This is a genomic window from Actinoplanes sp. NPDC048791 (assembly GCF_040650095.1).
GTDB lineage: Bacteria > Actinomycetota > Actinomycetes > Mycobacteriales > Micromonosporaceae > Actinoplanes.
Map to the genome: position 1 here is coordinate 1 of NZ_JBEZGQ010000086.1, position 15,969 is coordinate 15,969.

Genomic DNA, 15,969 nt, shown 5'->3' on the forward strand with positions numbered 1-15,969 from the left:
CGCCCTCGTGCAGGCGTTCGAGGGCGAGCTCCTCCTCGTCCGGCACCCGGGGCGCCGGCCTGGTCAGCGCGAACAGCACGCACACCACGGTCAGCAGCAGGTAGCCGAGGCTGACCTGCCCGTCCGCGTTCCACTGGACCTTCTCCGCGTGGATCAGGCCGACGAAGGTCAGCACCGCGCCGGTGCCGGAGAAGATCGCCGCGTGCCAGAAGCGTTTGTCGATGATGAAGGCGACGATCGCGCCCAGGACCAGGCCGGCCAGGATCGCGCCGGAGCCCAGGGTCTTCAGGCCGTCGTAGACCACGCCCGCGCCGGCCAGGGTGCTGATGCCGACGTCCGCGGCGGAGGTGCCGGCCGCCGACAGCACGTTGTCCATCTGGCCGGTGGCCCAGCTCGCTATGTTCGGGATCAGTGCGGCGACCACCGCCGCGGCGTGTGCCCGGGGCGTCGCCTGGAACGCCTGAGCGCCGATCAGCAGGCCGATGTAGAGCAGGATCGGCACGATGGCCGCGGTCGGGAAGATCGTGCCGAGCAGGCCGAACATCCCGAAGAAGCAGAGCAGGGCGATGACCACGCCGGTCGCCATCGAGTAGCCGGTCCGGCCGCCCGCCGCCTTCCAGCCGGGGTGCCCGACGTACACGGCCGGCGGGAACGGCGAGCCGAGCATCGAGCCGATGACCGCGCCGCCGCCGTCGGCCAGCAGCACGCTGCGCAGGTTGTAGCGGTCCCCGGCGGTGGCGGCGCTCTCCACGTTGGTCATCGCCTCGGTGAAGTTGTAGACGCCCAGCGGGATCGCGGTGGCCAGCAGCGGCGCCATGTCGCGCAGCCCGTCCAGGAGCAGGCCGAACTTCAGGTGCGGGAAGGCGAACGCGATGTCCTTGGCGGCGGCGGTCACGTCCGGCACCGACATCGCCCCGCCGATCCAGCCGATCGCGCTGCCCAGCAGCAGCGCGACCAGGCCGATCGGCAGGTTGCCGGGCAGCTTGACGTCGGTGAGCAGGCCGATCAGCAGCAGGCCGAGGACCGGCAGGGCGATCCACGCGGCCTTCCACATCTGCCCGGCCGGGTTCATCGAGATGAAGGTGATGGAGATGCCGGCCAGGGTGCCGAGCAGCGCGGCCCGGGGTGCGTACTTGCGGATGTACGGGCCGACGAACGCGCCGATCAGCACGATCACCCCGATGATGAACGCCCACGCGATGCCGGCCGTCCACGCCTGGATCGGGTCCTTGGTGTTCAGGTAGATCGGCAGCATGATCACGAAGATGACGATGAACATGTGCGGCACGCTGGGGCCGTACGGCATCGCGGTGACGTCGCTGCGGTTCTCCTTCACGGCCAGCCGGCGGGCCAGGTAGGTGTAGTACATGTTGCCCAGCACCAGGGCGATGCCGAGCGCCGGCAGGATGACGCCGAACACGTCGCCCGGGTCCATGCCGATCACGCCGATGCACAGGCCGGTCAGGGTGAGCACGTTGACCAGGACGTTGACGCCGAAGCCGAAGAACGCGTTGGTGTCACCGCGTACCCAATAGGGGAGTTTCATGGCTGCTCCTCAAGAGTGACGGATGTCGAATCCGCGACCCAGCCGAAGATGCCGCCCTGGGCGGCGATCATCTGCAGGCCGACGCGCTGGAACTCGGGGAAGTAGGAGCCGACGCAGTCGGCGAGCACGAGGCATTCGTATCCGCGGTCGTTGGCCTCGCGGACCGTCGTGTGCACGCACACCTCGGTCGTCACGCCCGCGACCAGCAGGCTGCGGATGCCGCCCTTGTCGAGCAGGTCCTGCAGCTCGGTGGCGTAGAAGGCGCCCTTGCCGGGCTTGTCGACGACGGCCTCGCCCGGTGCGGGCTGGAGTTCGTCGATGATGTCGTGGCCGTACTCGCCGCGGATGAGGATGCGGCCCTTCGGTCCCGGCTGGCCGATCTTGCCGCGGGCGAGCTTGGCGGGTGGGCAGTCCGACAGGTCGGGCAGGTGGCCCTCGCGGGTGTGGATGACCGGCAGGCCGGCCGCCCGCCAGGTGCTCAGGAACGCGGCCAGCGGGGCGATGGTGCGGCGCAGCTGCGAGACGTCGTTGCCGAGGCTCTCGCCGAAGCCGCCCGGCTCCAGGAAGTCCCGTTGCATGTCGATGACGAGCAGCGCCGTGCTCTCCGGGGCGAAGGTGAAGGGTCCGGGTAGCGCTTCGACGGTCGGCACGGCTCAGCCCTCCGTGGCGGCGATGACGTCGTCGGAGGTCGCGACGCAGCCGAAGACACCGCCCTGCATGGTGACCATGTGCAGGGCCGCCGCATGGTTGCCCGGGTCCGTGGCCCCGGTGCAGTCGGACAGGATCAGGCATTCGTAACCGCGGTCGTTGGCCTCCCGCATGGTCGTGTGGACGCAGACATCGGTGGTGATCCCGGTCAGGATCAGGTGCGTGATGCCATGGGTACGCAGCACCAGGTCCAGATTGGTGGCGTAGAAGGCACCCTTGCCGGGCTTGTCGACGATCACCTCACCGGCCACGGGGGCGACCTCGGGCACGATCTCCCAGCCCGGCTCACCCTTGATCAGGATCCGCCCGCACGGTCCCTGCCCGCCGATCTCCGCGCCGATCTGCGCCGAGCGCCACCGCTTGTTGGCCGGCAGGTCGGAGAGGTCCGGGTCGTGACCCTCGCGGGTGTGCACGACGAGCATGCCGAGCTCCCGTACGTGGGCCAGCAGGCGCGCGGTGGCGGGCAGCCCGGCCCGGGTCAGCGCGATGTCGTAGCCCATCGCCTCGACGTATCCGCCGGGGCCGCAGAAGTCGGTCTGCCAGTCGATGCAGATCAGCGCCGTGCGCTCGACCGGCACCGAGCCGTCGTAGGGCCAGAGGTAGGGGGCGGCCTTGACCGGGCCGATGATCGCCGTCATGTGTCCTGCCTTTCCGATGCGGTGCGGTGGGCCCGCCAGCCGCCGCCGGCGGTGATGTCCTGGGCTGCGCCGACCGCGTAGGCCTCGCACAGGAAGCCGGTCGCCTCGGTGCCGTCGGCCAGCGCGATGCGGCCGAGCGACAAGGGGGCGGGGATACCGGCGAGCAGGCTGCCGACGGTCGCGGCCGGCAGCTGCCAGAGTTCGATGTCGATCGGGCCGCCGGTGTCGTCGCGGACCAGCCCGGGCACGCCGGACGGCAGGCGGTAGAGGCGGTAGCAGGGCGCGGTACGGGCGGCGCCGACCAGCGTCGCCCGCCGCTCGGTCAGCTCGTGGTTGCGCGGTTCGCCGCTCAGATGCAGTCCTACGACGGCGATTGTCATCAGGTCGTCCGCCCGCGTGATCGTCTCGGCCAGCAGAGCCAGCGTCTCGTCGCTGAACGCCGGGCCGAACAACGTCAGGCTCGCGGGCCGGCCGTCGGCGGTGAACCCGTTCGGGACCGTGACGGCGGCCAGGTCGAGCAGGTTCGCGAACTGGGTGTAGCGGCCCAGGTCGAGGTTCCGGCCGATGGGGTCGGCGGCGATCTCGGCGTGCGTGTACGTCGTGGCGACGGTCGGCAGCACCAGCACGTCGACGGTGTCCCAGAGCCGGTCCGTCCACGCTTTCAGCTCGCGCAGCCGGTGCACGCCCCGCCACGCGTCGGCCGCGGTGAAGCGCCGTCCGCTCTCCAGCACCTGGCGGGTCACCGGCAGCACCGCGTCCGGGTGCCCGTCCAGGAAGTCACCGAGGTCGGCCAGCCGCTCGGCCACCCACGGCCCGCGGTAGAGCAGGTCGCCGGCCTCCAGCAGTGGTGCGATGCCGACCTCGCGGACGTCGGTGAACCGGCCCAGCCCGGCCGCGAACGCCTTCTCCTGCCCGGCGTCGCCGAAGAAGTCCAGCGAGCTCGCGGTGGCGATGCGCAGCTCGGCCGGGTCGCGCAACGGCCGGCTTCCGGTACGCCCCCACGGGTCCCCTTCGGACAGCCCGCGCGCGACCCGCAGCACCGCGACCGCGCGGCTGACGTCGGACGCGAAGATCGAGACGCAGTCCAGCGAACGGCACGCCGGCACCACCCCGAGGGTGCTGAGCAGGCCCCGGGTCGGCTTGATCCCGACGATGCCGTTGAGCGCGGCCGGCACCCGGCCGGAGCCGGCGGTGTCGGTGCCGAGCGCGAAGTCGACCAGCCCGGCGGCGACGGCGACGGCCGACCCTGAACTGGAGCCGCCGGAGATCAGACCGCCACCGAAGACGCTCTCCGGGGTGCCGTACGGCGACCGCGCGCCGGTCAGGCCGGTGGCGAACTGGTCCAGGTTGGTCTTGCCGACCAGCAGCGCCCCGGCGTCGAGCAGCCGTTGCACCACGGGCGCGGTTTCGCGGGGCCGGTAGGCGAATTCCGGGCAGGCCGCGGTGGTCTCCAGCCCGGCGACGTCGATGTTGTCCTTGACCGCGAAGGTCAGTCCGGACAGGGGCAGGCCGGCGGGAACGGTCGCGGCCCGGGCCCGCAGGCCGGCCTCGTCGACCGTGCTGATCCAGACACCGTCGTCGCCGCGTTCCCGGATGCGCCGGAAGACATCGTTCATTCTGTCGATTGTCGACCGTTTCGTTTCGGCCGACTCCACCTCGTGTAACGGGCGGATTTCCTTGCGTGATCTAGGGCAGATAGGTGCGGGCGCCGTGCCCGTTCAGTGCCGCGATGATGCTTTCGGGGTCACCCCGCTCGACCGCGGCGAGAAGCCGCTCGTGGCGGTGCACGCCGTCCGAGGGCTCCGCCACCTCCGCCTCCCGGCGCAGGTTGACCGCCATGTAGAGCTGGAGGCGGACCAGCACCGACTCGTACAGGGTGCCGAGCTGGCGGTTGCCGCCCAGCGCGACCACCTCGACGTGGAAGCGGCGGTGCGCGTCGGCGATGGCCAGCCGGTCGCCCGCGTCCGTCGCCTTGCTCATGACCTCGAGCGCGGCGCGCAGCCCGGACAGGTCGGCGCCGGGCCGGATCGAGGCGACGGCGTGCCGCTCCAGCACGTCACGCACCTCGTAGAGCTCGCGGACGTCGTCGTCGGAGAGGGTGGCCACCCGGACGCCGCGGCGCGGGATGTGCTCCACGAGACCCTGCTGGGCCAGCAGCCGCAGCGCCTCGCGCAGGGGCGCCCGGCTGATGCCCAGCCGGCGGGTGAGCTGCTCCTCGACGAGGCGCTCGCCGGGATCGGTGCGGCCGCTGAGGATCTCGCGGCTGAGCCGGTCGAGGGCGAGGTCGACGAGGCTGTGACTCTCCAGCTCACCGTTGCCCACAGCACGAGTGTGCCAGTACCGGCACGCCCGGTGACACCGGGCGTGCCGGCCACGCCGTACGGCTCAGAAGTCGCCGGCGGTGTTGCACTTGGCCCGCTGGACCACGCAGTTCTTCACCCGGTGCCCGAGGGCGTCGTTGTCCCAGGCGAGGAACGCGTCGCCGTGCATCGAGGAGGCCATCTTGGAGGCCAGCTCGAAACCGTCGGCCGTGCCGCTGGTCGGGTACGCGATCAGGAACGAGATGGACGGGATCGCCACCGGGAAGTTCCCGCTGCACCGGCCGTCATAGGTGTACGCCACGTGCGCCTTGTGGGTCGGGCTGTCCAGGTGCACGCCGTCCCAGCAGTCCGGGAACACCAGCTGGAACATCAGCGTCGCGCCCGGCGCGCAGAGCGGCCAGTTGCCGTCCGCGCTGCGGCCGATCTCGCCGCCCGCACCCGCGCAGTAGAACTGGTTGACCGAGCCGGCCGGGGTGGGAGCCTGCAACCGGGCGTCGCCGGCGATCATCCGGAAGCCCTGCGGGAAGGGCACCGTGGCGGCCGGGTCGACCAGCCGGGAGCCGTAGTACACGACCACGTCCTTGGGCTCGACCACGCGGCCGCGCTCGTACAGGGTCGGGATCCAGTACGCCGAGAGGTCCTCGGCCGGCTTGCAGCTGGTGCCCGCGTTGCGCAGCAGGGTGGCGGTCGTGGTGTTCGCGTCGGTGCTGCGGTTGCCGATGAAACTGTGCATGTGCGAGGCGCCGGCCATCCCCGGGAAGACGATCGGGTCGTCCGGCTTCGAGTGGCTGTACAGGCAGGACGCGTTGAACTCGGGCACCCGTACGGAGTTGGCCGGCACCGGGCGTGGTGCCATGGCCCGGAACGCGGCGAGCTGGGCCTGCCAGGTGGCCTGGTCCATGGTCACCCAGCCGGCGTCGCTCTGGGCGCCGTCGCCGAACGAGAACCAGTTGACGTTGACGAAGTCGCCGCCCGCGGTGTTGCGCAGGACGGCGTACACCGTCTGCGGGCCGGTCGGATGGGTGGACGCCGTGGTGGTCAGGGTCGTCCAGTTCTGCCAGCCGCCGGTCGCGGTGATCGCGAAGCGGGCGAGCAGCGGGCCGGTGGCCGAGCCGGTGTGCAGCTCGACGCTGCCCGAGCCGGTGGCCGAGGAGACCCGGGCCGCGATGCTGAGCGTGCCCGCCGGGCCCAGGTCCACCCCGTCGTAGCGCATCCAGTCACCGTCGGCCAGGTAGGACGCGTTCTGGCCACCGCCGGTGTCGGCGGTGGCTTCCAGCTGCACGCCGGACTGGGCGGCATAGGCCTCGGCCTGCACCACGGTGGTGGCCGCGGTGGCGGTGCCCGCCGCCGTGACGGCGAGGGTTCCGGTGAGCAGGGTGGTCAGGGCGGCCCCCAGCAGGGCGCGGCGCTTCCTTGATCGGTCCATGGGCATCCTTCGGGTCGGTGCCGCCGGCTGCCCGAGGGGGATCGGCAGATCGACGGCGGTCGTTCGGGTGTCCGAAGTATCCCGTCGGGAAGCGCTTCCCGATAGTTTCCGCAGCGAGTGTGGGCACAATGTGCGGAAAGTTGACCTCGCGCCGGGAAGCGTTTACTTGACCCGGCGCCGACGTCAGGGCAGCAGGTCGTCCAGAACCGGCGGCGTGGTGAAGATGCCGTCCGCCCGGCCCAGCGTGGCCAGCCGCTCCAGCGAGGGCCGGTTGATGTCGTTGGGCCAGCTCGGCAGGATCATCGCGGTCCGGACCACATCGTTGATCTTGGTGTACGTGCCGACCGTCGCCCGGATCTCCTCAGGGTGACCCGCGGCGTACTGCAGTGACTCGTTGACCGCCGCGGTGAAGTTCTTCACCAGCTCGGGGTCCTTGTCGATGACCGCGGTCCCGGTGAAGTACATCGCCACCGTCAGATCCGGGGCGGTGTCGACGTAGTTCGAGGCGACGACCTGGCCGCCCTGGGTCAGCACCTCGGAAAGCTGCGGCTCGACCACCCACGCCGCGTCGACCTGCTGGTTCTGCAACGCGGCGGGCATCTCCGAGAACGGCATCGCCTGGAACTGGATGGTGGCCGGGTTGCCCTTGTCCTGGCGTACCGACTGCCGCACGGTGGTGTCGCCCAGGTTCTTCAGCGTGTTGACCGCGACCCGCTTGCCGGCGAGGTCCTTGGCCGTACGGATCGGGCTGCCGCCGGCCACGACGACCGCCGAGAAGTCCCGCCCCGGACGCCCGGTCGAGGCGACCCCGTTGGCCACCGCCTTGAGCGGCGCGCCGTCGGACTTCGCCGCCATCAGCGAGGTCACGTTGCTGAAGCCGAACTGGTATTTACCCGCCAGCACACCCTTGACGATCGGCGCGCCACCCTGCTCCGGCACCAGCGTCAGATCGATGCCCCGGCCGCTGAAGAAGCCCTTCTGCTTACCCAGATAGATCGGCGCGACGTCGACGATGGGGATGACACCGACACTGACCTTGGTGCCGACGCCGGCCTTGTCCGTCTTCTCGTCGTCCGAGCTGCAGGCCGCCGCGGCGAACAGGGTCGCTGTGAGAGCGACAGCGGCGAGGATCCGGCGCATGGTGAGTCTCCTGGAGGTATGCGGGCGCGGGTGGGCCCGGGAGACCGTACCCCGCAGTAGGCTCCCGCGGGGCGGCCGGAACGGTCAGAGGTCGGCACCGACCCGGCCGATGGCCCGCTCCGGCGAACGCCGGCCCGCCATCTTCCCCGGTCAGCAGAACCGCGGCAGATGATGGGCCAGCTGGGCGCGCCACGACGGCCAGTCATGCGGTACGTCGGGACCCCAGAGGTCGAGCTCGTGCCGCAGCCCCTGAGCGGCCAGCAACTGCGCCATCCGCTGAGTGGACCCGAGGGCGCCGGTGGTGTCCTCCCACTGGCCCTGCCCACACACCAGCAGCGCCGACACCCGCGACCGCAGCCACTCCAGGTGCTCACCGTGCAGATTGGCGACGTAGTCGACAGGGCTGTTGAAATAGACGGCATCGCCGCGTTCGCCCCAGCTGCGCCAGGCGGCCGGCTCGTAGTTGCCGGAGAAACAGAGGGCGAGCGGGAAGAGATCGGCCCGCTTCAGGGCGAAATTCAAGGCATGGAACGCGCCCATCGAGCACCCGGCCGTGGCGATCTCGACGCCGTCCCCGGAGTCGGCCCGCACGTGCGGCACCACGGCATCGACAACCCACGACTCGTACGAGGCGTGCCGCCGGGCCCGCTCCTCCAGGGGCAGGTAGTCGGCCGACCAGGTGGCGGCGTCGAAGGAATCAACACAGTAAAGCTTGACCCGGCCGGCCTCGATGAGCTCACCGACCGCGGCGACCATCCCGTTGTCCGCGAACTCGTAAGCCTGACCCAGCTCGGTGGGAAAAACGAGGACGGGCCGGCCGAAATGCCCATAGACGGCGACCGTGCCGGAGGCGCTGCTCGTCGGGGAGTCGAGTTTCACGGAGTAGTGACGCACCCCGCCGATGTTCCCTGCCGAGCGCGTGGCCACACCCCCGGGTACCCCGCCCGTGTCGGCTGTCACGTAGGCATCCGGCCGCGGTGTCGGTAGGGTGGTCTTAAAGCGCTTTAAGAAGCTCCCTTCAGGTAGATGAGGAACGTGCCATGCAGCTTGCTGCCAAGATCCGCGCTGAGGTGTCCCGGTGGCGGGTGGAGCGGTCGGCCCGTCGGCGGCTCAGTGCTGAGCTTGCCGCCTTCAGCAGTGCGGCCGATCGGGTCGAGTTGGAGCAGGTGCTCGACCGGCACAGCAGCGAGGAGGCTCGCGAGGTGCGGGGGATTCTGCTCCGGCAGGACGCTGTGCGCTTCTGACGGCTCTCGGCGCTGCGTCGGCTTCCATGTGCTGGAGGCCCCAAGGAAGACGTGCGGGTACTCCCGAAGCATGGGTCACTCGGTGTGGGATCGGATCGCTAGGCTGACGCCGTGACGGGCCCTGACGACAGCGATCCGGGCGTCGGCGCATCCGCGCCTGATCTGCTGATCGGCACTCCCGAGCGCGAGTCCGCCCAGGAGGCGCTGGAGGAGCACCTGGTCGCGAAGCGGCTCGATCCGGCCGACTACGAACAGCGGGTGGAAGCGTCGAAGCTCGCCCGGACCCAGTCGGAGCTGCTGCGACTCTTCGCCGACCTGCCCGCGCCTCATCCGCTGCTGCCCACCGCGGCGGCGCCGGCGGCCGAAGCGGATGACGAGACCCCTCCGCCGATCTTCCTCGCCGGCTGTCTGATGCTCGCGCTGGGTCTACCGGTCGCGGTGGTGCTGGGCTTCGCCTATGGGATCTGGTGGGCGCTCGTCGTTCCGGTTGTGGTGACTGTGGCTATCGCTTACATCGAGCACCTACGCACCGCGGGCCGGAAGCCGGTGTCGGACGACTCTTCCGAAGGCGCTTGAGCGGACAGGCGCGCGTCCGGATCACTACCCTCAGGTCATGGAGGTGGTAGATCCGGGCGACGTTGCCTCCCGGCTCCGCAAGGCATTCGCCTGCCGCTGGTGGGACCACTGGTCGCTCTGCACCTGGGGGTCGGTTTCGTCGAGGTGCGCAAGAACCGCACGCCCGCCGGGGACAGCGACCAATGGGTCCGGCGCACGACCCCGCCGGATTACCACGACCGGCACCTGGAACTCGGCTTCCGTCGCAGTCTCGTCCGATCCTCCGACCAGGTGCTCGTGGTCGATGACTGGATCGCCACGGGCAGCCAGGCGCGGACGGTGCACGCGATGATCGATGGTGTCGGCGCCGGCTGGGTGGGGTTGGCCTGCATCGTCGACGCTCTCGACGATCCGCGGATGCGGCGGGACCTGCGCCTGCGCTCACTGCTGCGCCTGCGGGACCTCTAGCGCCGGCCAGTCAGGCCGGCCGGGCTGCCCCGTCCGATGGCGGCACGCCGAGCTCGATCACGGCCGGCCCGGCCGTCCCCTGCGCCGGCCGCCGCGGCGCCCGGGTCCGGGTCCGGATGATGATCAGCAGCGAGAGGCCGGCCAGCCCGAGATTCCCGACCACCGCCACCGCGAACACCGCCCACGCCACGGTGGTGAACTCGATATCGCCGATGCCCGCAGCGAACACGATCGGCGTCAGATACAGGATCGCGTCCAGAATGAACAGTCCGCACAGCAGCCGTACCGGCCATCGGAAGCGGGCGGGGTCGCTCTGCAGCGCCAGCCCGCTGAGGATCGCGGCCACCACGGCCGCGACCGTCACCACCGCCTGCACGAAGAGCGCCTCGCGGCGGGCCACGTATTCACCGGCGACCGTGTCCACGATGCCCAGCACCGGCCCGAGCGTGAACGAGCTGAGCACCCACGTCGCCCCGCGCAGCAGTACCCCGACTATCGCCCCGGCGTAGAGCATGGCTGCTGTGCCGGGCTCGGTGCCGTCATGCTGCCCCGCGTCCATGCGGGCAAGCTAGCATCCACCGCCCAACCCGAGCTCAGATGCGCCGGCGGGGGTCGTCCGTGTGCAGCGTGTCCGTGGTCGGTGCTCCTGCCGGCTCGTAGGTGTGGATCGCCAGGCCGCTCGGGGTTGTCTGGTGGTGGGTCAGGCGCAGGCCGGCCGGCGTACCGCCGTCGGGGAACAGGCGGCGACCCGTGCCGACCACCACCGGGGCGATGATCAGCCGGAGCTCGTCGATCAGGCCGGCCGCCAGCAGGGACTGCGCCAGCCGGGAGCTGCCGTGGATCTGGAGTTCGCGGCCGGGCTGCTGCTTGAGCTCGGCGACCTGAGCCGCGACGTCGCCGGACAGTACGGTGGTCGGCGCCCAGTCGCCGGCCCGCAGCGTTTGTGAGGCGACGTACTTCGGCCGGCTGTTGAGCTGGCGGGCGACCTCGTCGTCCGGGTCGGTGGCTTTCGGCCAGTCCCGGGCGAACGCCTCGTACGTGCGCCGGCCCAGCAGGAAGCCGTCCGCCTCCCGGATCCACTCAGTGACCAGGCGCAGGAACGTCTCGTCCAGGTGCGGCACGAACCAGCCGCCGCTGGTGAAGCCATCGGTGGTGTCCTCGTCGGGCCCGCCCGGACCTTGGCTCACGCCGTCCAGGGACAGGAACTGCATCAGGCTCAGTCTCATGAGGTAACGTACTACCACATGGTTGTAGATGAGGTCGAGCCGCCGGTGTTGGATGCCGTGTTCCATGCGCTCGCCGACAGCACGCGGCGGGACATCGTGGTGCGCACCTTGCGCGACGAGTATTCGGTGTCGGCGCTGTCCCGGCTCTATCCGATGACCTTCGCCGCCGTGCAGAAGCACGTCGCCGTGCTCGAACGCGCCGCCCTGGTCACCAAGCGCCGCAGCGGCCGCGAGCAGCTCGTCACCGGCAACGTCGACACCGTACGCCGCGCCGCCCGGCTGCTCGATCAGCTCGAGCTGGTCTGGCGGGACCGGATGGACCGTTTCGGCGACGTGCTCGCCGAGGACCCGAACCCCGGAGCTCCCGCATGACCGTGACCAGCGTCCACAAAGATCCGCAGACCCGCACGATGACCCTCACCGCCGAGTTCACCGCGAGCGCCGCGGGGGTCTGGCAGCTCTGGGCGGATCCGCGCCGGCTGGAACGGTGGTGGGGCCCGCCGACGCATCCGGCCACCGTGGTCGAGCACGACCTGCGCCCGGGCGGCAAGGTCACCTACTTCGTGACCGGTCCCGGCGGCGAGCGGCGGTCGGGCTGGTGGCGGGTGCTGATCGTGACTCCGCCGGACGGCCTGGAGTTCGAGATGGGTGACCCGGACATCCCGCCGCTGCTCGTCCGCGTCCGCATCGAGGAGCAGCCGGCCGGCCGCACCCGGATGGTGATCGTCACGACCTTCCCGTCCGCCGACGCGATGGACCAGCTCATCGGCATGGGCTTCGAGCAGGGCCTGTCCACCGCGGTCAGCCAGATCGACGCCGTCCTGACCTGAGCAGGAGGGCGGTCAAGCGCCCGGGCGGCCAAGGAGGGCGTCGGGGTGGCCGCGGCGGGCACGCAGCCACGGTCCCAGGCCCTGGTCGTCCTCGGTCGCGATGAAGGCGCTGCGGGCGTTGAGCAGCGCCTCGTCGGTGTGGCTCAAGCACCCCCAGACCGTCTCGCCCCACGAATCGGCCAGCTTGACCTCCGCGGGCTGCTCGCACGGGCTGCCGTCGGCCAGCCCGACCTGGCAGGCCGCCGGCGCACCACCGCGCCGGCCGATCGCCTCGGCGGCCTGCCGGATCAGGGTGCTGCGGGCGGCTTCGTCGGTGTTCCGGGCCCGGTCCGCCGGCGTCCCGGTGCGCTGGGCGAAGACCACCACGTTGCCGTCCGGGTCCTTGGTGCGGGCTTCGCCGCCGGGTGCGTGGCTGGGGTGGCCGATCAGCTCCACCGGGTGCCCGGCGGCCTCGAACCTTTCCCGTACGGCGGCCAGGTCATCCACGTACAGGTAGATGAGCAGCGGCAGCTCGGCCTGGATCACCGGCGGCTGTACGCACGCCAGCAGCAGCGTGTGAGTGCCGCTCTGCAGGTACGACCACAGCCCGCCGTTCTCCTCGCCGCTCTGGGTCTCGGTGTAGCCGAACATCGCATAGAAGGCCTGGGCCTGCTCGACGTTGCGCACGTAGCAGACCGGTACCGCCGCTGACACCACACCGTTCATACCGGGCAAGATACCCAGCCCGCCACGATCGGGGTCGGACCGACGGGTGGAATCGGCTCCGGCCCGGCGCCGAGCCGCACCGTACGGGTTATCGTGCTTCGATCCGCGGGGGCTCCGTCAGGACGGGAGTGCGGGTTGGACTGGTTGCTCACGCCGGTGGGCGCGGCGTCGGCGGCCGCGTTGCGCGCCGAGCTGACCGCTTTTCTGCGCCGGCACGCCGAGCACCCCGATGATGTCGACGACGCCCGGCTCGTGGTCTCCGAGCTGGTCGGCAACGCCGTGCACCATGCCGGCGGCCCGGTGTGGGTCAGCCTGGACTGGTCCCAGGCGCGGCCGTTGCTGACCGTGCACGATCTCGGTCCGGCGTTCGAACTGGGTGAGCTGTCGCTGCCGGAGACCGCCAGTGAACGCGGCCGCGGCCTGTGGCTCGTCTCCCAGCTGGCCAAGGACCTCGACGTCGTCGCCAAGCGCGGGCAGGGCAAACGGGTGCAGGCGGTGCTGGCGCTGACCCGGCGTACCGAGGTGTCGTTCGATCCGTTGCGCCGGCGGCTCAATCCGCTGCCGGCCGCGGACGAGGCTGGACCGGCCGGATTCGGCAAGGAGGCGTTCCTGCGGGCGCTGGTCGTCGAGCTGGCCCGGACCGCCGAGGCGGATCAGGGGCCGGCCGTGGTCGAGCAGCTCGTCGCGCAGGTCGGCGCCACGGTCGGCGGGCAGATGGAGGAGGAGTACCGCCGGGCCCGTACGGTGAGCGGCCGGCTCACGCCCGAGCAGGTCGCCGACTGCTACCTGCGGCTCAAGGGGGCCATCGACGGCGACTTCTACGTCATCTCCACCGGCCCGGACAAGATCGTGCTGGGCAACCGGCGCTGCCCGTTCGGCGACACCGTGCGGCAGGCGCCCGCCCTGTGCCGGATGACCTCCAGCGTGTTCGGCGGGATCGCCGCCCGCAACCATGACGACGCGGTGGTGCTGCTGGACGAGCGCATCGCCGTCGGTGACCCGGAGTGCCGGGTGACGGTTCTGCTCGGTGCGGCGGCCCGGAACAATCCGGGCGGGCACCACTACCGGGCGCTTTCGTAGCGAGCGATCCGTGCCCGCCGGTGACGATCGGTTCGCGGTCGTTGGGTATAACCGGGGCCATGGACGTTGAGGAACTCGCGCGGCTGGTGGGTGAGGTGCCCGGCACCCAGGTCTCGATCGAGGCCGATGTGCTGGTCGTGCGGGTTCCCGAGATCGGGGACGAGGCCCGTGTCGCGGCGGGGGACGTGCTCAGCCATGACGTGACCACCGGACCCACCGGTCAGCCCGTCGTCGTCCTGGGGATCCGCCGCGGGCACGAGGAGCTGCCGCTGATCGTCACCGTGGACGACATCGTGTTCACGCCGGCGTACGCGGCCGACATGATCGACGACCCGCTGACGGCGGTGCCGGCGATGCCCGACCTGGTGGCGTACTCGGAGATGCACCGGGACGTGCGCGCGCTCGGTAAGGCCATCGACGATCCCGATCTGGAGCTGGATCCGGAGGTCCTGGGGGCCACCCTGCTGGTGCACCGGTGCTTCCTGGCCGGGGCGGTCCGGGTGGGGCTGTGGCCGGTGCGGGTGGCGGCCTGGTGGGAGTACATGTGGGCCCGGGTCGGCCGGGATCTGCCGATCGTGCGGTTCCGCCCGGACCCGCAGTGGGACCGCCTGATGGCGGCCGTGACCGAGGCCCGCCGGCACGCCGCCGCGGTCAAGCAGACCGAGGCCCGCGCCCTCCCGTGACCGGCCCGGGGAGCAGGCTCAGGGCAGGGGGCTCTGGGCGGCCGGCTCGATGAGCTCCCAGCGGGGGTACTTGGGATCGCGGTTGTCGCCCGACGACTGCCCGCGCAGCCGGCGCTGGATCCAGGGCAGCACGTGCTCGCGGTAGTACCGGGCGTTCTCCACCATCCGGCGCCGTGTCCCGGCCGCGCTGCCGGCCGGCTCGGGTGGTTCCGCGTACCCGAGCGCGTGCAGGACCAGGCCGGCGACCCGGCGGTGGCCGGCGCTGTTGAGGTGCAGCCGGTCGGCCGACCAGTACCGGTGGTCCCGGATCTCCTCGTCACCGAAGGCGTCGACGAAGGTGACGTCGTGCCGCGCGCAGAGCTCCCGGCTGGCCGCGGTCAGGTATTCGCCGCGCCGGCGGATGGTCCGGCCGAACGGCAGCTGCGCGGTCGGGTCGGCGCCGCTGAGCACCACCGGGCGTACCCCGGCGTCGACGCATCGCCGGACCGCCTGCTCGATCATGGCCACCAGCTCGGCCAGGTCGACACCCGCGCGCATCATGTCGTTGCCGCCGCCGTTGAAGGTCAGCAGGTCGGCGGGTGGTTGCAGGGCCAGCGCGGCGTCGAGCTGGGTGGTGACGATGGGCCGCAGCAGCCGGCCGCGGATGGCCAGGTTGGCGTACTCCAGGGTCTCGCCCCGGGCGGCCAGCCCCGCGCTCAGCCCGGCGGCGACCAGATCCGTCCAGCCCCGCACCGTGCCGTCCGGCAGTTCGTCGCCCATCCCCTCGCTGAAGCTGTCCCCGATCGCGACGTACCGCATGGCACCGCCCTTCCTGTCGACTCCCGAGAAGGCTAATGGCATGAAGGCGGGCGGACGGGGAAGGGCTAACGGGGTGATGGCTGAACAGGGCGACGCAGAGGGGGCCGTGCGGGTCGGCGGCTCCTACGACTTCACCGCGCCGGCGGAGGTGGTCTTCGGGGTGCTGACCGATCCCGACCGGATCTCCCGCTGGCTGCCGCGCGGCATGAACACCGAGGCGGCCGGCCGGGACGAGGTGCGGGTCCGGGTCGGTGCGCAGATCTACCCGTACGGTGTGAAGGTGGTCACCGACCACCTTGAGCTGCAGTGGCACTCGCTGGACAGCACCGGCCTGCACGGCACCGCCCAGGTCGACGACGCACCGGCCGGCGGCAGTGTGGTGCGCGCCGAAGTGGTCGTGCCGGCCGGGCTCGCCGACGACCGGCAGGTCCGCGAGCTGCTCGCCGAGACGATGGTCCACCTCCAGCGCGATGTCAGCGACAACTTCAACGCCGGCTGACCGCGCTCTGTCCCAGGTGCAGGCCGGCGGGGCCGGTCACTACGACTTTCGTCGCAGAGACCGGCCGGGCGAACCCCGCTCAGTGGCGATGTGGCGGGGGTC

20 protein-coding genes are annotated in these 15,969 nt (G+C 71.2%); 8 read left to right on the top strand and 12 right to left on the bottom strand.

The genetic code is table 11. The features are described from left to right. From AB0C29_RS09555 to AB0C29_RS09590, 8 genes are all read right to left on the bottom strand, one after another. On the bottom strand, positions 1–1,546 hold a 1,546-nt coding region (locus AB0C29_RS09555), incomplete at its 3' end, for a regulator (protein WP_360817650.1). Beyond that, positions 1,543–2,196, bottom strand: a complete 654-nt coding sequence (locus AB0C29_RS09560; protein ID WP_360817653.1) for an isochorismatase family cysteine hydrolase — start codon at positions 2,194–2,196, stop codon at positions 1,543–1,545. The genes AB0C29_RS09560 and AB0C29_RS09555, both read right to left, overlap by 4 nt. A gap of 3 nt (positions 2,197–2,199) precedes the next feature. Further along, complete coding sequence (locus tag AB0C29_RS09565) at positions 2,200–2,892, bottom strand: isochorismatase family cysteine hydrolase (RefSeq protein WP_360817656.1); 693 nt, start codon at positions 2,890–2,892, stop codon at positions 2,200–2,202. Next, entirely contained in the window at positions 2,889–4,547 is a 1,659-nt protein-coding gene (locus AB0C29_RS09570) for an allophanate hydrolase (protein WP_360817659.1), read from the bottom strand. The genes AB0C29_RS09565 and AB0C29_RS09570 overlap by 4 nt, the downstream gene beginning before the upstream one ends. Before the next feature lie 31 nt (positions 4,548–4,578). Further along, positions 4,579–5,214 (bottom strand): GntR family transcriptional regulator, encoded by a 636-nt coding sequence (locus AB0C29_RS09575; protein ID WP_360817662.1) that lies wholly within the window; start codon positions 5,212–5,214, stop codon positions 4,579–4,581. 63 nt (positions 5,215–5,277) lie between these two features. Next, entirely contained in the window at positions 5,278–6,639 is a 1,362-nt protein-coding gene (locus AB0C29_RS09580) for a DUF1996 domain-containing protein (protein WP_360817665.1), read from the bottom strand. A gap of 183 nt (positions 6,640–6,822) precedes the next feature. Beyond that, positions 6,823–7,779 (bottom strand): ABC transporter substrate-binding protein, encoded by a 957-nt coding sequence (locus tag AB0C29_RS09585; protein ID WP_360817667.1) that lies wholly within the window; start codon positions 7,777–7,779, stop codon positions 6,823–6,825. Positions 7,780–7,929: 150 nt separating this feature from the next. Next, positions 7,930–8,673: an alpha/beta hydrolase-fold protein gene (locus AB0C29_RS09590; protein WP_360817671.1), complete on the bottom strand. Its 744-nt coding sequence runs from the start codon at positions 8,671–8,673 to the stop codon at positions 7,930–7,932. A gap of 146 nt (positions 8,674–8,819) precedes the next feature. Between AB0C29_RS09590 and AB0C29_RS09595 the strand changes: the two genes are divergently transcribed. The 3 genes from AB0C29_RS09595 (at position 8,820) to AB0C29_RS09605 (ending at position 10,046) form a co-directional block, all read left to right on the top strand. Beyond that, entirely contained in the window at positions 8,820–9,023 is a 204-nt protein-coding gene (locus AB0C29_RS09595) for a hypothetical protein (protein ID WP_360817674.1), read from the top strand. A gap of 111 nt (positions 9,024–9,134) precedes the next feature. Beyond that, the gene (locus AB0C29_RS09600) at positions 9,135–9,599 is read left to right on the top strand and encodes a DUF1707 domain-containing protein (protein ID WP_360817677.1); all 465 of its coding nucleotides are present in this window, start codon (positions 9,135–9,137) and stop codon (positions 9,597–9,599) included. A 99-nt stretch (positions 9,600–9,698) separates the two neighbouring features. Then, positions 9,699–10,046: a hypothetical protein gene (locus tag AB0C29_RS09605; RefSeq protein WP_360817680.1), complete on the top strand. Its 348-nt coding sequence runs from the start codon at positions 9,699–9,701 to the stop codon at positions 10,044–10,046. A 10-nt stretch (positions 10,047–10,056) separates the two neighbouring features. Here the strand turns inward: AB0C29_RS09605 and AB0C29_RS09610 are convergent, their stop codons facing one another. Next, positions 10,057–10,605 (bottom strand): hypothetical protein, encoded by a 549-nt coding sequence (locus tag AB0C29_RS09610; RefSeq protein WP_360817683.1) that lies wholly within the window; start codon positions 10,603–10,605, stop codon positions 10,057–10,059. Positions 10,606–10,639: 34 nt separating this feature from the next. Beyond that, on the bottom strand, positions 10,640–11,272 hold the full coding sequence (locus tag AB0C29_RS09615; protein WP_360817686.1) for a dihydrofolate reductase family protein: 633 nt from the start codon (positions 11,270–11,272) through the stop codon (positions 10,640–10,642). Between the two features lie 18 nt (positions 11,273–11,290). Here AB0C29_RS09615 and AB0C29_RS09620 point away from each other — a divergent pair, with 18 nt between their 5' ends. Both AB0C29_RS09620 and AB0C29_RS09625 read left to right on the top strand, forming a co-directional pair. Next, entirely contained in the window at positions 11,291–11,644 is a 354-nt protein-coding gene (locus AB0C29_RS09620; RefSeq protein ID WP_360817689.1) for an ArsR family transcriptional regulator, read from the top strand. Beyond that, positions 11,641–12,102, top strand: coding sequence for an SRPBCC domain-containing protein (locus AB0C29_RS09625; RefSeq protein WP_360817691.1), 462 nt, complete (start codon positions 11,641–11,643; stop codon positions 12,100–12,102). Before AB0C29_RS09620 ends, AB0C29_RS09625 begins: the two co-directional genes overlap by 4 nt. A gap of 12 nt (positions 12,103–12,114) precedes the next feature. Here AB0C29_RS09625 and AB0C29_RS09630 read toward each other — a convergent pair whose 3' ends face one another. Further along, positions 12,115–12,807, bottom strand: coding sequence for a VOC family protein (locus AB0C29_RS09630; protein ID WP_360817694.1), 693 nt, complete (start codon positions 12,805–12,807; stop codon positions 12,115–12,117). Positions 12,808–12,942: 135 nt separating this feature from the next. Between AB0C29_RS09630 and AB0C29_RS09635 the strand changes: the two genes are divergently transcribed. Together AB0C29_RS09635 and AB0C29_RS09640 are read left to right on the top strand one after the other, a co-directional pair. Further along, positions 12,943–13,887: an ATP-binding protein gene (locus AB0C29_RS09635; RefSeq protein ID WP_360817697.1), complete on the top strand. Its 945-nt coding sequence runs from the start codon at positions 12,943–12,945 to the stop codon at positions 13,885–13,887. Between the two features lie 59 nt (positions 13,888–13,946). Then, positions 13,947–14,570 carry a hypothetical protein gene (locus AB0C29_RS09640; RefSeq protein ID WP_360817700.1) on the top strand — a complete coding sequence of 208 codons (624 nt, stop codon included), beginning with the start codon at positions 13,947–13,949 and terminating at the stop codon, positions 14,568–14,570. Between the two features lie 18 nt (positions 14,571–14,588). On the opposite strand, the gene AB0C29_RS09645 is transcribed toward AB0C29_RS09640, so the two are convergent. Then, on the bottom strand, positions 14,589–15,368 hold the full coding sequence (locus tag AB0C29_RS09645; protein ID WP_360817703.1) for an SGNH/GDSL hydrolase family protein: 780 nt from the start codon (positions 15,366–15,368) through the stop codon (positions 14,589–14,591). A 76-nt stretch (positions 15,369–15,444) separates the two neighbouring features. Between AB0C29_RS09645 and AB0C29_RS09650 the strand changes: the two genes are divergently transcribed. Continuing rightward, the gene (locus tag AB0C29_RS09650; RefSeq protein WP_360817706.1) at positions 15,445–15,867 is read left to right on the top strand and encodes a hypothetical protein; all 423 of its coding nucleotides are present in this window, start codon (positions 15,445–15,447) and stop codon (positions 15,865–15,867) included. Positions 15,868–15,969: the final 102 nt, after the last annotated feature.